The sequence below is a fragment of the Pseudomonas sp. GW821-FHT10B02 genome (assembly GCF_059415665.1).
Genome location: NZ_JBWKNR010000010.1, coordinates 16,076 through 29,254, shown reverse-complemented (window position 1 = coordinate 29,254; position 13,179 = coordinate 16,076). Strand labels below are relative to the sequence as shown.

Annotated in this window: 13 protein-coding genes; 5 read left to right on the top strand and 8 right to left on the bottom strand. The window is 61.2% G+C overall.

The window, feature by feature from the left end; translation table 11 throughout:
• Nucleotides 1-50: 50 nt before the first annotated feature.
• The 3 genes from AC07OF_RS15835 to AC07OF_RS15825 all read right to left on the bottom strand — a co-directional run bounded on the left by AC07OF_RS15835 (nucleotide 51) and on the right by AC07OF_RS15825 (nucleotide 3,766).
• Nucleotides 51-1,817, bottom strand: a complete 1,767-nt coding sequence (locus tag AC07OF_RS15835) for an FAD-dependent monooxygenase (RefSeq protein WP_342625513.1) — start codon at nucleotides 1,815-1,817, stop codon at nucleotides 51-53.
• Between the two features lie 142 nt (nucleotides 1,818-1,959).
• Nucleotides 1,960-2,865: a VOC family protein gene (locus AC07OF_RS15830; RefSeq protein WP_157192495.1), complete on the bottom strand. Its 906-nt coding sequence runs from the start codon at nucleotides 2,863-2,865 to the stop codon at nucleotides 1,960-1,962.
• Nucleotides 2,866-2,932: 67 nt separating this feature from the next.
• Nucleotides 2,933-3,766: a fumarylacetoacetate hydrolase family protein gene (locus AC07OF_RS15825; protein WP_495073135.1), complete on the bottom strand. Its 834-nt coding sequence runs from the start codon at nucleotides 3,764-3,766 to the stop codon at nucleotides 2,933-2,935.
• A 171-nt stretch (nucleotides 3,767-3,937) separates the two neighbouring features.
• On the opposite strand from AC07OF_RS15825, the gene AC07OF_RS15820 reads away from it, so the two are divergent.
• Nucleotides 3,938-4,642, top strand: a complete 705-nt coding sequence (locus tag AC07OF_RS15820) for an FCD domain-containing protein (protein ID WP_232478161.1) — start codon at nucleotides 3,938-3,940, stop codon at nucleotides 4,640-4,642.
• A gap of 14 nt (nucleotides 4,643-4,656) precedes the next feature.
• On the opposite strand, the gene AC07OF_RS15815 is transcribed toward AC07OF_RS15820, so the two are convergent.
• The gene (locus AC07OF_RS15815; protein WP_476447174.1) at nucleotides 4,657-5,079 is read right to left on the bottom strand and encodes a PA0061/PA0062 family lipoprotein; all 423 of its coding nucleotides are present in this window, start codon (nucleotides 5,077-5,079) and stop codon (nucleotides 4,657-4,659) included.
• A gap of 120 nt (nucleotides 5,080-5,199) precedes the next feature.
• Entirely contained in the window at nucleotides 5,200-5,706 is a 507-nt protein-coding gene (locus AC07OF_RS15810) for a DUF3015 domain-containing protein (RefSeq protein ID WP_038610995.1), read from the bottom strand.
• 318 nt (nucleotides 5,707-6,024) lie between these two features.
• On the opposite strand from AC07OF_RS15810, the gene AC07OF_RS15805 reads away from it, so the two are divergent.
• Both AC07OF_RS15805 and AC07OF_RS15800 read left to right on the top strand, forming a co-directional pair.
• The gene (locus AC07OF_RS15805) at nucleotides 6,025-7,149 is read left to right on the top strand and encodes an HlyD family secretion protein (protein WP_495073134.1); all 1,125 of its coding nucleotides are present in this window, start codon (nucleotides 6,025-6,027) and stop codon (nucleotides 7,147-7,149) included.
• Complete coding sequence (locus AC07OF_RS15800; RefSeq protein WP_495073133.1) at nucleotides 7,146-8,711, top strand: DHA2 family efflux MFS transporter permease subunit; 1,566 nt, start codon at nucleotides 7,146-7,148, stop codon at nucleotides 8,709-8,711. The genes AC07OF_RS15805 and AC07OF_RS15800 overlap by 4 nt, the downstream gene beginning before the upstream one ends.
• Before the next feature lie 849 nt (nucleotides 8,712-9,560).
• On the opposite strand, the gene AC07OF_RS15795 is transcribed toward AC07OF_RS15800, so the two are convergent.
• The 3 genes from AC07OF_RS15795 to AC07OF_RS15785 form a co-directional block, all read right to left on the bottom strand.
• Nucleotides 9,561-10,298: an HvfC family RiPP maturation protein gene (locus AC07OF_RS15795; RefSeq protein ID WP_157192490.1), complete on the bottom strand. Its 738-nt coding sequence runs from the start codon at nucleotides 10,296-10,298 to the stop codon at nucleotides 9,561-9,563.
• The gene (locus tag AC07OF_RS15790) at nucleotides 10,291-11,139 is read right to left on the bottom strand and encodes an HvfB family MNIO-type RiPP peptide maturase (protein WP_157192489.1); all 849 of its coding nucleotides are present in this window, start codon (nucleotides 11,137-11,139) and stop codon (nucleotides 10,291-10,293) included. The genes AC07OF_RS15795 and AC07OF_RS15790 overlap by 8 nt, the downstream gene beginning before the upstream one ends.
• A gap of 64 nt (nucleotides 11,140-11,203) precedes the next feature.
• The gene (locus tag AC07OF_RS15785; protein WP_191833938.1) at nucleotides 11,204-11,668 is read right to left on the bottom strand and encodes an HvfA family oxazolone/thioamide-modified RiPP metallophore; all 465 of its coding nucleotides are present in this window, start codon (nucleotides 11,666-11,668) and stop codon (nucleotides 11,204-11,206) included.
• 390 nt (nucleotides 11,669-12,058) lie between these two features.
• Here AC07OF_RS15785 and AC07OF_RS15780 point away from each other — a divergent pair, with 390 nt between their 5' ends.
• Nucleotides 12,059-12,592, top strand: a complete 534-nt coding sequence (locus tag AC07OF_RS15780; RefSeq protein ID WP_232478160.1) for a sigma-70 family RNA polymerase sigma factor — start codon at nucleotides 12,059-12,061, stop codon at nucleotides 12,590-12,592.
• A complete protein-coding gene (locus AC07OF_RS15775) occupies nucleotides 12,585-13,118 on the top strand; it encodes a DUF4880 domain-containing protein (RefSeq protein WP_157192487.1) in 534 nt (177 codons plus the stop codon). Before AC07OF_RS15780 ends, AC07OF_RS15775 begins: the two co-directional genes overlap by 8 nt.
• Nucleotides 13,119-13,179 lie beyond the last annotated feature (61 nt).

Below are 13,179 nucleotides of genomic sequence, written 5' to 3'. Positions count from 1 at the left end.
GGCTGTTACCAGCCTGGCGGGAGGGGCTCATGTAGCGCGAAGTGAAGTGATTACTGACGGGCCAGGACGGCCCTGAGTGCCTGCAGCAGGTCGGCATCGGCGGTTGGCGATACGCTCTGCGCGCGCCAGGCGACATGCTGGTCGGGACGCACCAGCATACAGCCGTCCTCATTGATCCAGCGCAAGCGTGCCCAGTCGCCATAGCTGTCGGCGTATTCCAGCCCCAGACCAATGCGGCGCACCTCAAGCTCGATACCCAGCTCGCGGGCGACCGCTTCGGCGGCCTGACACCAGGCCTCGCCGCCGTGCCCGGTAAGCAAGGTCATATGTCCGTGACCACAGATATCCAGCGTGGAAAGCTTGCGGCCGGCGTCGTCATGCAACCAGGCGTGTGGCAAGCGTGCGCCCGGCCAGGTGGTCGGGTGGTAATAAAGTTCGGGATCGCGCACGTAGGCTGGAGCTTCACTGCCATCGCTCAACACTGCGCAGCTGGCATAACGCTGCCCCAGTTCCACACCATGGCAGTTGAACTGGTAGTGCTGCAGTTGGATGGCCTGTTCCAGCGCTGCGCGACGCTCACGACCCAGCGGGCTGCTGGCATTGAGTTCGTTAAGGCTCGCCCAGCCTTCGGCCTCGCTCTGGCCGGGCTCGAACCCCAGGGCGTTGGAAATCGGCAGCATGTTCTGGACGCTGGCCATGGCCCGATCGACGACCTGGCGACCTACTGGCTGGCGCTCCTGGGAATAGCTGTCCAGCAAGCCTGGCCCGGCCTCGCGTTTGAGGACCATGGCCAGTTTCCAGGCAAGGTTGTAGGCGTCCTGTACCGAGGTGTTGGTGCCCAGACCGTTGGCCGGTGGATGCCGATGCACGGCGTCGCCGCAGCAGAATACCCGGCCTTCGGAGTAGCGTTCAGCGACCACGTGGTTGATCTGCCACTTGCTGGTGGTCAGCACTTCAATCGGTATCTCGGCATCGCCGATAACCCGCCGGGCCCGCTCGATCACCGCCGCCTCACTCAGGTCTGGCTCGCCCTGGGCCGGGTCGTACATGAACAGCATCACCCACTCGTTCCAGGGCCGCACACAGATAAAGGTGCCGCTGCCCACCCAGTAATCGTTGCCGGGCTGCACCATCCAGTAGAGAACACCCGGACGGCTTTCGCAGTATTGACGCAGATCGGCCCGCAACCAGACGTTGACCGCGCATCCCAGACCAACCTCGCCTTGCAGCGGGATGCCCAACAGCTCCATCACCCGGCTGCGCGCACCGTCCGCACCAATCATGTACTGCGCCCGCACAGTGAACTCGCGCCCGGTGCCTCGATCGAGTATGCGGGCGGTTACGCCGTCAGCGTCCTGGGTGAAGTCCAGCAGTTCGTTGTTGAAGCGCATTTCGCTACCGGCGCGCAGCGCTTCATTGGCCAGAATCGGTTCCACCAGATGCTGGGGGATGTTGCACATGGCCGACGGGCTGGCCAGTTCATAGTCAGACTTGCGCTCGATGGCGTTACCCCAGGTCAGCAAGCGCCCCAGCTCCTGGCCACTGAAACTGGTGGCCCAGACGTTATTGGCCATCAGTTCGTGGGGACTTGCAGCGGCGACCACCTGTGGCTCGACCCCGGCATCGCGGAAAACTTCCATGGTGCGCTGATTGGTGATGTGCGCACGCGGGCCATTGGCAGTCCAGCGGTACTTGTTGATCAGCAGGTTGCCAATGCCATAGCGAGACAGCAACAGGGAGGCTGTCAGGCCGGAAGGGCCGCCGCCGACAATCAGCACCGGGACTTCGATGACTTCAGACGTATTTTGCAGATTCATAACATTACTCCGCACTCTTGTTCTTGGAATCGCACTACCCAAGGCCCGCTTGGGGATTGGCAGACAAGCCGATCCCGTGCCGGATGCCAGAGGCAGCCGGCCAAAGCGAAAAATGGGCGTTAAACGGTCATTGGCGCGCCTATCAGCTGCCGACCTCAGTGTTCAGAATGAAGTAGTCAGGAACGGCCGGCCCCCAGAGATACAGCGAGCTCTCGGCCGGGAAATCACCTGCCGGCCACTCACTCCCTGCCTCGATGAAATCCATCTCGGTGGAGTATTCGCTGAACGATCCCCAAGGATCCCGCACGTAATGGAAGTAGTTGGAACCCAGGCAATGCCTGCCGGTGCCCCAGCCCTCAATGTATCCCGCAGCAGCCATCTGCTCGGCGCCATTGCCAACCTCGTCGATGCTGGTCACTTCCCAGGCGGCGTGATGGAAGCCTTTGCCCGTACTTTTGGCAAAGGCCACCAGGTGGTGGTCGCAACCGTGACGAGCATGGGTGAAGGCAATCACGTCCTGGGAGCGGTCGGAGAGTTTCAAACCCAGCGCTTGTTCATAAAAGGCAACAGAGCGCGATACATCGGGGGAAAACAACAGCACATGGGACAAGCGCTGCGGCCGGACCTGGCTCACCGTGTCCCTGCTGCCCACGCCCCGCAGCGTACGCACGCTTTCGGGTGTTTCGCGACGGCTATCGGGCATCGTCTTGGCCCCAGCCTTGATCTGCAGCAGGTTGCCGTCCGGATCACGAAACCAGAAGCCGGTGCCGTCACCTTGTTCAAGGGTCGCCCCGCTACGCACCACTTGCTCGCGCAACGAATCGAGGTCGGCTTCGAAACAATTGAAACTGATCCATGCCAGTGACTTGCTCGCCCCCGGTAGCAAGCTGGCCCAACGATGCCCATCGCCAGCCTGGATATCCAGCTGGCCATCGCGCTCGCACACATCCAGGCCGAAGTGCTCGAAAAAGTGCCGGCCCTGCGCCAGCGACGGAACGAACAATGCGTAATGATCGATCGAATGCACGCCACGAGACGTGATGTTCATGATCGCTTCCCTCGTCTTGTTGTTGTCGAAGCCTCAGCGACGAGGCTTCTGCGCTTTTTGCCGGGGCTCAGACCTCATCGGTCACTGGGTTGACCAAGCGGCCAATGCCTTCGATGGACACCTCCACCACGTCGCCAGCCTTGAGGTAAACCTTGGGGTTCATGCCAAAACCAACGCCGGCCGGGGTACCGCTGACAATGACGTCGCCAGCCTCCAGGGTCACCGCCTCGCTCAACGTGGAAATGATCGTGGCGACGTCGAACAGCATGTCCTCGGTATTGGCCGATTGCACGACCTTGCCGTTGACCCGCGTCTGCAACAGCAAGCCCTTGCCGCCAAGCGGCAGTTCGTCAGCGGTAACCAGATCGGGGCCGAAGGCGCCGGTGTCATCGAAGTTCTTGCCGACGGTCCACTGCGGCGATTTGAACTGGTAGTCGCGCACCGAACCTTCGTTGAACAGTGCATAGCCGGCCACGCAATCGAGGGCTTTATCCTTCGGGATATGGCGGCCACCGCTCTTGAGCACCACGGCCATCTCGCCTTCGTAATCCAGGGTGTCGGACACCCGCGGACGAACCAGTGGTTTGTTGTGTGCCGTCAGGCTGCTGGCAAAGCGTGGGAACAAGGTCGGGTAGTCCGGCTGTGCGTAGGGCGATTCCTTGGTGTGGTCGGCATAGTTGAGGCCGACACAGATGATCTTGCCCGGCTTGCGCATCAGCGGCAGGTAGTCCTGCTCACCAATCTCGACAACGCCGCCTTGGGCCGCCGCTCCATGGCTGGTGAGATCCACGCCACGCGCCAGCAGCGATTCCAGCGTTTCCTCGCCCAGCACCTTGACGCCTTCAGGGGTACGCACGCCGAGCACAGCACGGCCTTGATGATTGAAAGACACATAACGCATGGATCCTGACCTCTTCTTGTGTTGTTTGGCCACCGTCGGCAAGGACGGTATGGCTCAAAGCTAAGCCCGAATAAATATATAGTCAACAAAATATATATTTTATTGGGATTTTCTACAAAGCGCCGGTCTGTGTATGATTTCACTCATAGCGGATGCATTCGGGATACTGTCATGAATCAACCAGAACGCTGGGTAGACGGCGGCAATGGCGCCGACAAACGCACCATGGCTTCCCAGCTTGAGACGCGCGTACGCCAGGACATCATCAATGGTCGCTTGCTGCCAGGCAGCAAGCTGCGCCTCAAGGAGCTGGCCGAGTCCTATGACGCCGGGGTGATCCCGCTGCGCGAAGCCTTGTCGCGCCTGGCCGCCACTGGCTTCGTGGTGGCCACTGAGCAGAAAGGCTTCAGTGTCGGCCATATCTCGGCCAAGGAAATTCGCGACATCACCAACACCCGTCTGCTGATCGAGTGCCAGGCATTGCGCTTATCGATCAGCCAGGGCGACCTGGACTGGGAGAGCCGGCTGATTGCCGCTCATCATCGCCTCGACCGTCTACCGGTGGTCGAGGGGCCCGAGAGAATGCTGCGACCTGACTGGGAGCAGGCCCATGAGGTGTTCCATACAGCGCTGCTGTCGGCCTGCGGCTCACAGTGGCTGATGCGCTTTTCCGGCATGCTCCGCGACCAGACCGCCCGTTATCGCCAGCTTTCGCTGCTCTATGCAGAGAGTCTCGACCGCGACGTGCCAGGCGAACACCGCGCACTGATGGAGGCGGCGCTGGCCCGTGATTGCGAACGAGCCTGTGCATTGCTCAGTGAGCATTACGAAACCACCACGCTCAACGTCCTCAAGCACGAACGTCTGAGCATCTGAAGCCATGCCCTACGTCACATGAGGCAGTAGTAATCGCTGGCTTGTGCAACGATCTCACGCTTGGCGTTGTACAACCGTGCCTCCGGGGTCATGGCCATCGAGCGCCCTTCGAGAACATAGCGTTGGCCAGCTTCGAAATGCTCGTAGTGAATGGTCAGGTAACAGACGCGTACGGTGGGGCCGCCCATCATGCCCATGCCCCCGCCACCGGTTACTTCGTAGTCGAAGCGCACGATCAGCTCATGACGGCCGGGGCTGACTTCGAAAAAGCGCCCGTCGCTCAGGCGCTGTTTATCCAGACGCTCGGCCAACAGCAAGCGGTCGTTGGGGAATGGTGTAGAGAAATCGACCCATGCCATCTGCGGATTGGCCACTGGCATCGGCGCCTGACAAGCCGCAACAACACTGGCTGCGAGTAACAACATCAACCTGCGCATGATAACTGCCCGAAGGGATTAGATATTCAGCATAGCGCCGTGCATGGGCTGAATGTCCACTTTCTGCCTGGCACATGAGAAAGCCCTCCGTGGAGGGCTCGATCGACAATTGCCAGGTTGCTAGCCGGGTTGCTGCACGTAACGCGCCAGACGTGGGTCGCGGCTCATCACCGCCAGGGTGTTGCTATAGACCTGTTCGGCGGTGACATCCTGATTGGCAAAGATCTCATCGAAATGCCGATGCGTGACACTGGCAAAGTGTTGACGATCATCGCTGGGAACCCCCAGCAACGTGGCATAGGCGCTCAATGCTTCACCATTGCCTCTGGCCATGTCCTCGGAAATGCCCTCAAGCATGTTGTTCATCGCCAGCATCGAGCGGCCACCATAGCCCAGCTTGGTTTTCGAGTCGCAGCCGTTGGTGCCGGAGGTCAGGCCAAAAGTGGCGTTGCCCGAGGTGCCGTTGGTGGTTGTCGCCAGCAGGTGGGGCCCCAGGCCGCTTTTCCCTTCAAACAGCATGTTGCCCCAACCGCAGCCATTTCCCCCTGCTTGTGCTGCCTGCACGGAAATTGCGGCAGCACTGAGGAGCCCAAGTAAAACTGCTTTGCCGATCAGCTTGTTTGTCATGCTCGTCTTCCTTTGGTCGTATTACGCCATGGACACGCGAACGCTGGAGCAACGAATCGTTGAACAACACGCGCCCTCGTTAGAGGGTTTAGGCGAACCTTGGGCCAAGTTCAAAGTTGCCACGCAAAAGAATTCGTTTTGCCCATGCGCAGGTGTACAGCCCCTCCCCCTTACCCCCGAAAGCAAACCGACAATCGGCAGCGATTCTTCGCTGAAGTGACTTTCATAATGAAATTCATCGTGCAATATTATGACTGTAATATTTACCGGCGACGCTCGTCCCGTCGCCCATAAGCCTTTCACAGGGGGCATTTCGCGATGAACGCTAAAGTCAGCATTGAACCCGAACAAACAGACGCCCCCGCCTCCTCACCCGCCCGCAGCAGGAAAGCAGTGCGCCTGGGGCTGTTGGCATTCGCCTTGATGGGTACCCTCGGCTATGCCAGCCACTGGTGGTTGGCCAGCCGCTTCATCGAAGGCACCGACGACGCTTACGTGGGCGCCGATGTCACGATCATCAGTGCCAAAGTGCCGGGCTATATCAGTGAGGTGACGGTGCTGGACAACCAGTTCGTCAAGGCTGGTGATGTGCTTGCCCGCATCGATGTACGCGACTACCGCGCCGCCCTGGCAAAAGCCGAGGGCGCCGTGGCGGCGCAGCAGGCCAGCCTGGTCAACCTTGATGCGATCGAGCAACTGCAACAGGCGGTGATCAACCAGGCCAAGGCCCAGATCGACGCTGCGGATGCCGAAGCGCAGCGCGCTGGCAGTGACCACAGCCGCTACCAGACTCTGGTTCGTACCCAGGCCGTGTCGGTACAGAGCGCCCAGCAGGTCGAAGCCACCTGGAAAGCCGCCCGCGCCGATCGCGCCCGCGCAGACGCCGGGCTCATGGCGGCACGCCGTCAACTCGACGTGATCGACAGCCAGCGTGGTCAAGCCCAGGCCGCCCTGCAACAGGCCCAGGCCGAGCGTGAACAGGCCCTGCTGAATATCGGCTATACCGAGTTGCGCGCCCCGGTGGATGGTTATGTGGGCAACCGTCGCGCCCGGGTTGGCGCCTACGCCGCCGCAGGCAGCCAACTGCTCTCGGTAGTGCCGGCGAAGGGCCTGTGGATCGATGCCAACTTCAAGGAAGACCAGTTGGCGCACATGCAGGTGGGTCAAGCGGTGAGCATCCGCGCCGATATTTTGCCCGGTCGTGAGTTTCACGGTCATATCGAAAGCCTGGCACCCGCCACCGGGGCACAGTTCAGCGTACTGCCGCCGGAAAACGCCACCGGCAACTTCACCAAGATTGTCCAGCGTGTGCCGGTACGGGTCCGCCTGGACAGCGTCGATGCCGACTTCGGTGCGCTGCGCCCGGGGCTGTCGGTGGTTGCCCAGGTCAATACCCGTGACGCGCCGCAACCGAGCGATGTTGCGCTGGCAAGCCGGCCATGAACAGCCCCCTGCCCACACTCAGTACGGCGCAGAAAGTCGCCGCCTTCGCCAGTATGTGCGTCGGCATGTTCATCGCCCTGATCGACATCCAGATCGTTTCCGCGTCGCTCAAGGACATCGGCGGCGGCCTGTCGGCCGGTGCTGACGACACGGCCTGGGTGCAGACCGCCTACCTGATCGCGGAGATCATCGTCATCCCCATGTCCGGCTGGCTCTCGCGGGTGATGAGCACACGCTGGTTGTTCGCCGTATCGGCCGCAGGCTTTACCCTGACCAGCCTGCTCTGCGCACTGGCATGGAATATCCAGAGCATGATCGCCTTTCGCGCCTTGCAAGGCTTTCTCGGCGGTTCGATGATCCCGCTGGTATTCACCACGGCCTTTATGTACTTCACCGGCAAGCAGCGGGTGATCGCCGCCTCGACCATTGGCGCCATTGCCTCGCTGGCCCCGACCCTGGGCCCGGCAGTGGGCGGCTGGATCACCGACATCGCCTCCTGGCACTGGCTGTTCTACATCAACCTGGTACCCGGCCTGTTGGTCACCGTTGTCGTACCGATGCTGGTCAAGGTTGACCGGCCCAACCTCGCGTTGCTCAAGGGCGCTGACTATCTCGGCATGCTGCTGATGGCGCTGTTCCTGGGCTGCCTGCAGTACACCCTGGAAGAAGGACCGCGCTGGAACTGGTTCAGCGACAGCACCATCGTCATTACTGCCTGGATTGCCGGCATCAGTGGCGTGCTGTTCATCTGGCGTTGCCTGGACATTGCCGAACCCATCGTCGACCTGCGCGCCCTGGGCGATCGTAACTTTGCCCTGGGCTGCCTGTTTTCCTTCGTCACCGGTATCGGCATTTTTGCCACCATTTACCTGACTCCCCTGTTTCTAGGGCACGTGCGTGGCTATGGCGCGCTGGACATCGGCCTGGCGGTGTTCTCCACCGGGGTGTTCCAGCTGCTGGCGATCCCGGTGTATGCCATGCTGGCCAACCGCATCGACCTGCGCTGGATCTTGATGCTGGGGCTGAGCCTGTTTGCCCTGTCGATGTGGGACTTCTCCGCCATTACTCATGACTGGGGCGCCAAAGAGCTTCTGTTACCGCAGGCAATCCGCGGTTTTGCCCAGCAAATGGCGGTTCCGCCGGTCGTTACCCTCACCCTCGGCGCCCTGGCCCCTGAGCGTCTGAAGCTGGCATCGGGTTTGTTCAATCTGATGCGCAACCTCGGCGGTGCCATCGGTATCGCTGCCTGCGCTACCGTGCTCAACGACCGCACCAACCTGCATTTCCTGCGGCTGGCCGAACACCTCAACAGCCGCAACGAAGTCATGAACAGCTGGCTCGAACAATTGACCGTCAACGCCCAACTGCTCGGACAAAGCAGCCTCGATGCCAGTCAGTCGGCACTGCATCACCTGTGGGCGCTGACCTGGCGGGAAGCGCAAACTCTCACCTACGCCGACGCTTTTCTGATGATCATGGCGTGCTTCGTGGTGACCACTTCGCTGGTGCCGTTGATGCGTAAAGTCCAGCCGCCCAGGCAGCCGTCCGCTGACGCTCATTAGCGCTGCGGGCACAGGGATACACGACGGCCTCACGTAAAGGAGCATGGTCTTGGGACTGGACTGGACTGGGTTGGGTTGGGTTGGGATGTTGAGGTTGTGGGCTTATCCATTTTTTGTGGCGACGCTGCCGGCCCCTTCCGCCCTTACGGCGGCCTACTTTTTTCTTGGAAAAAGTAGGCAAAACCGCTCGCTCCTGCATCCGGCCCTACGCTGCGCTCCGGGTCCCTTCGCTCCGGCACCTTCCGGGGCCACGCGGCCTACGACTTGCTTCGCCAAGTCTACGGCTCGCGTTCTTCGGCTGCGCCGAAGGTGCTACGCACTGGCCCCTACAGGCACCTCCACTCAGCCTCCTGAAGTCGCAGTCCGCGGCGCCTGAACTTGCGTGTATCAAGATCAAGATCAAGATCAGGAGCGAGAGCAAGCCGATACCGGCTTTACGCGGGCTTGTCCCGCGTTGGCATCAGCTTGGCTCCGCCAGAATCAGATTTCGAAGATGCGCCAGCGCAGGCGCCACCCGTAACTTAGCGACTTCAGGAGGCTGAGCGGAGGTGTCTGGAGGGGGCTGGTGCGCAGCACCCTTCGGCCTTAGCCGAAGTTCGCGAGCCGTAGACTTGGCGAAGCAAGTCGTAGGCCGCGATGCCCCTGGAGGGCACCGTAGCGAAGGGACCCGGAGCGCAGCGTAGGGCCGTATGTAGGAGCCAGCGGTTTTGCCTACTTTTTCCAAGAAAAAAGTAGGCCGCCGTAAAGGCGGAAGGGGCCGGCAGCGTCGCCACAGAAAATGGATAAACCCACAGCCCAAACAACCCAACCCAACCCAACCCAATTGACGCTGGGCAACCCGCTCCGGAGTTATCCATACACCACACCCTGTTCGCGCAAGTTTTCCAACAAAGCCAAGCCTTGCGGCAGAATCGCCACCACGTCGACACCAATGGCTTCAGCCAGGGATTGCAGATGCTCGCGCCCACTGCAATTGTGCGCCTGCAACGAAGCAAGCAGCGCATGGGCCAGCGGCGCGAGGCGCGAGAAATGCACCTGCAGGTCAGCACCGCGCCGCGCCAGCAGCAAGGTCGGCTGATCCGGGGCCTGCTGCGGTAGGTAGTCCGGGCTGATTTCGTTGACTGGCCACTGGTAAGCCAATGGCCAGGCCAGTGGCGACAGCACCAGTACGCCATCGAGCAGGTCACTTTGCGTGTTATGCGCTGGGTCGCACTTGTCGCTCAGGAGCAGCGCGGCCTCCACCCATTCATAATGCGCTAGCTCCAATACCCAGGGCGGCAGCTTCAGGGCAGCGCCACCGCCCTCTTCGAGGAAGGCGAGAAACTCCGCTGATATTTCAGTGAACAACGGTGTCTGGCAGCGGTAGTCGGCGTAGAAGGATTCAACCAGCGCTTGCCATTTCTTTGCCCCGAGGCAGGCACGCATCACCGGGAAACCACCCGACAACAGCGACTCCACGTTGCCGAAAAACAACTGCCGGTACACCGCCAGGCGCCGCGCCTCGATACCGGGTGGCGGCGCATTGTGCGGCGGGTCGCGCACATAGCGCGCCATGCTCAGCAATTGCTCATGCAGCACCTCATACATGACGCACCTCCGGCCAGCGAATGGCAGCTTGCTGGCGCAAGCGAATCTGCTCGACCTCGGTCAGCAGCTCCGTCAGCGGCGGGAAATTGAAGTCGCGCTCCAGCAGGGTCGGCAGCGCACCGAAGCGCTGGTATGCCTGTTCCAACAAGGTCCAGACGTTCTTCTTTACCGGCGCGCCGTGGGTATCGATCTTCAGGTCTGGCGCCTCATCGTAATGGCCGGCCACGTGCATATAAACAACCCGTTCGGCCGGCAGCGCAGCCAGGTACTCGCCGGCGTCGTAGCGGTGGTTGATCGAATTGACGAACAGGTTGTTGACGTCCAGCAGCAGGTCGCAATCGGCCTCCTCCAGTACCGCGCACAGGAAGTCGATCTCGTCCAGCGCCTGATACGGCGCGGCGTAGTAGGAAATGTTTTCCACCGCGATACGCCGCTCCAGAACATCCTGTGTCTGGCGGATGCGCGCAGCGACATGGCGAACCGCTTCGTCGGTAAAGGGCAGCGGCAGCAGGTCGTACAGCTGGCCATCGTCCGAGCAATAGCTCAGGTGCTCGCTGAAGAACGCCACATTGTGCTGGTCGAGGAATTGGCGGGTACGCCGCAGCAGCTCAAGATCCAGCGGCGCCGGGCCACCAAGGGACAGCGAAAGACCGTGGCACGCCAGCGGAAAACGCTCGGCTAGACGCGCCAGTGCATCGCCATGACGGCCACCGACATTGATCCAGTTGTCCGGCGTGCATTCGAGGAAATCCACGGAGCTGGCCTCCATTGCCAGCAGCTCAGGCAGCAAAGCGCGGCGCAAGCCGAGGCCTGCACCCTGTGGGAAATAGGGAGTGGTCATGGAGCGTCTCCAGAGAGGTCACCCTCCCCGGCGGGGAGCCCAGGGAGGGTGAAAAACAGGCGAATCAGTTCTTGGCCTGGCTCAGCTTGGTGAACAGCTCGGTCGGTACCGGCTTGCCGTTGGACAGGTACTGGTTGCTGCGGAACGTGTAGACCTCGCCCTCGGAGAGGAAACCGTCCTTGTTGCTGTCCATCGCGGTGAACTCCGCGCCGCCCTGCGGTGCCACCGTCAGCAGTTCCTTGAGCGAGACTCGGCCGTCGTCGTCGGTGTCGGTGCGGGCGAAGGAGGCATCGCCGCATTTGCCTTCACCACACTTGCCTTCGGCGGCCTTGGTGTTGCTGGTTGCTGTAGCGCCACACTTGCCCTCGCCACATTTACCTTCAGCGGCCTTGTCGGCAGCGGCCAACTGGTAGCCCTGAGGCAGAGCCTCAACGGCGAAAGCGGCGGACGATACCAGGTTCAAGCCGCCGGCCAGGGCGACAGCGATCAGGCCAATACGGGTCTTGCCAGGGAGCTGGGTACGGGACATGGTGTTTCTCCGGATACAGTGCGGCCAAGCCGCGAAGGTCATGCCACAAGGGCGTTGTAACCCTGGTACGAGGCGCCAGGGCTGACCTCGTTTGGGTGTGGCCATTTCGCCACGGCCATGTGTCCGTGACGTATCCGCAGGCAGGTACATTTGTATGCGAATCAGCGGGCCGCGGCGTGCGGATACAATGTGATACGTCTAACCCGATGCTCACCCACGAACAGCTCATGCCAACGCTTGAGTTCAGCAGCCAGCATGCGGTTCTTGTCGCGGATCCGCGCTACCGTCGTGATGGGGCTGCGCCTCCACTTGCCGACTGCGCCTCAACATGACAGCATTCGCAACCGCATCAGCTTCCCATTTAGATTCGTCTTCGCTCGAGGTTTCGTCGTGCCGGGCCAGCCCGTTTCTCCTTTTTCCGAGCTCTATCAGCGCCATCACGGCTGGCTGTTCGGCTGGCTACGCAAGAAACTTGGCTGTCCCGACAATGCCGCCGACCTGACCCACGACACCTTCGTCAAACTGCTGGGCCTTGAGCACCTGCCAGCGTTCAAGGAGCCGCGGGCGTTTCTGCTGGTAGCGGCCAATCGCTTGCTGATCAACCAGTACCACCGCCGTCGGGTCGAAGCAGAAACCTTGCACAGCATGACCGTGCTGCTTGAGCAATCGAGCCAGCAAGGGCCGGAACAGATCGTTGCGGTGCGCCAGTTGTTGGCCAAGGTGCTGTTGTTGCTCCTCGAAGAGCTGGATGAAAAGCCCCGCAAGGCGTTCCTTTTGGCACGGGTCGATGGCTGCTCGTACGGCGAGATTGCCCGGCAGTTGCAAGTGTCCGAAAGCAGCGTCAAGCAGTACCTGGCCAAGGCACTGGCGCACTGTCATGCGCGGTTGTTCGATGCGATGCCCGAGGGTCTGCAAGATGACTGAGGCCGTGCCCCTGGACAGCATCCGCGACCAGGCCGCGCAATGGTTGCTGCGCCTGGACGACAATCCATCGCCTGAAGATCTCGCGCAGTTTCGTAGCTGGTGCGAAGTTGACCACCGCCATGGCCAGATTTACCAGCAGTTGCAGCAGCTGTGGCAGGCTGTTTCACCCTCCCCCAAAGCCAAATCGCGTCCGCTTGCCGCCATCGGTCTGGCGCTGGCGTTGCCGGTGGCGATCGCCGCAGTGCAGTGGTTGCCTGTGGAGTATTGGCCTGGCCAGGCTGCGGCCGTCGCTTCAGCACCCGCCCAGCTGATCTTCCACGACCGCCCGCTGGCAGAGGTGCTGGCTGAACTGGACCGCCATCGCCCCGGGCTGATCTGGAGCGATAAAACGCAACTGCAAAACCTGCGCTTCACCGGCGTATTGCCGGTGCAAGACAGCAATGCCGCTCTGGCGCTGTTGCAGGCAACCTTGCCGATCCGTATCGACTTCTACAGCGACTACCTGGTGAATGTACGGCCACGTTGAAAAAAAAGTGCCAGGTGACTGCCCGATTTGTTTTCAGCCCGGTCATTGAAGGTAATACAGT

Coding starts and splice junctions, on each gene's coding strand:
- AC07OF_RS15785 (WP_191833938.1), bottom strand. CDS start 11,668: ATGTCCCGTACCCAGCTCCCTGGCAAGACCCGTATTGGCCTGATCGCT.
- AC07OF_RS15805 (WP_495073134.1), top strand. CDS start 6,025: ATGAACGCTAAAGTCAGCATTGAACCCGAACAAACAGACGCCCCCGCC.
- AC07OF_RS15775 (WP_157192487.1), top strand. CDS start 12,585: ATGACTGAGGCCGTGCCCCTGGACAGCATCCGCGACCAGGCCGCGCAA.
- AC07OF_RS15800 (WP_495073133.1), top strand. CDS start 7,146: ATGAACAGCCCCCTGCCCACACTCAGTACGGCGCAGAAAGTCGCCGCC.
- AC07OF_RS15835 (WP_342625513.1), bottom strand. CDS start 1,817: ATGAATCTGCAAAATACGTCTGAAGTCATCGAAGTCCCGGTGCTGATT.
- AC07OF_RS15790 (WP_157192489.1), bottom strand. CDS start 11,139: ATGACCACTCCCTATTTCCCACAGGGTGCAGGCCTCGGCTTGCGCCGC.
- AC07OF_RS15820 (WP_232478161.1), top strand. CDS start 3,938: ATGAATCAACCAGAACGCTGGGTAGACGGCGGCAATGGCGCCGACAAA.
- AC07OF_RS15825 (WP_495073135.1), bottom strand. CDS start 3,766: ATGCGTTATGTGTCTTTCAATCATCAAGGCCGTGCTGTGCTCGGCGTG.
- AC07OF_RS15795 (WP_157192490.1), bottom strand. CDS start 10,298: ATGTATGAGGTGCTGCATGAGCAATTGCTGAGCATGGCGCGCTATGTG.
- AC07OF_RS15815 (WP_476447174.1), bottom strand. CDS start 5,079: ATGCGCAGGTTGATGTTGTTACTCGCAGCCAGTGTTGTTGCGGCTTGT.
- AC07OF_RS15810 (WP_038610995.1), bottom strand. CDS start 5,706: ATGACAAACAAGCTGATCGGCAAAGCAGTTTTACTTGGGCTCCTCAGT.
- AC07OF_RS15830 (WP_157192495.1), bottom strand. CDS start 2,865: ATGAACATCACGTCTCGTGGCGTGCATTCGATCGATCATTACGCATTG.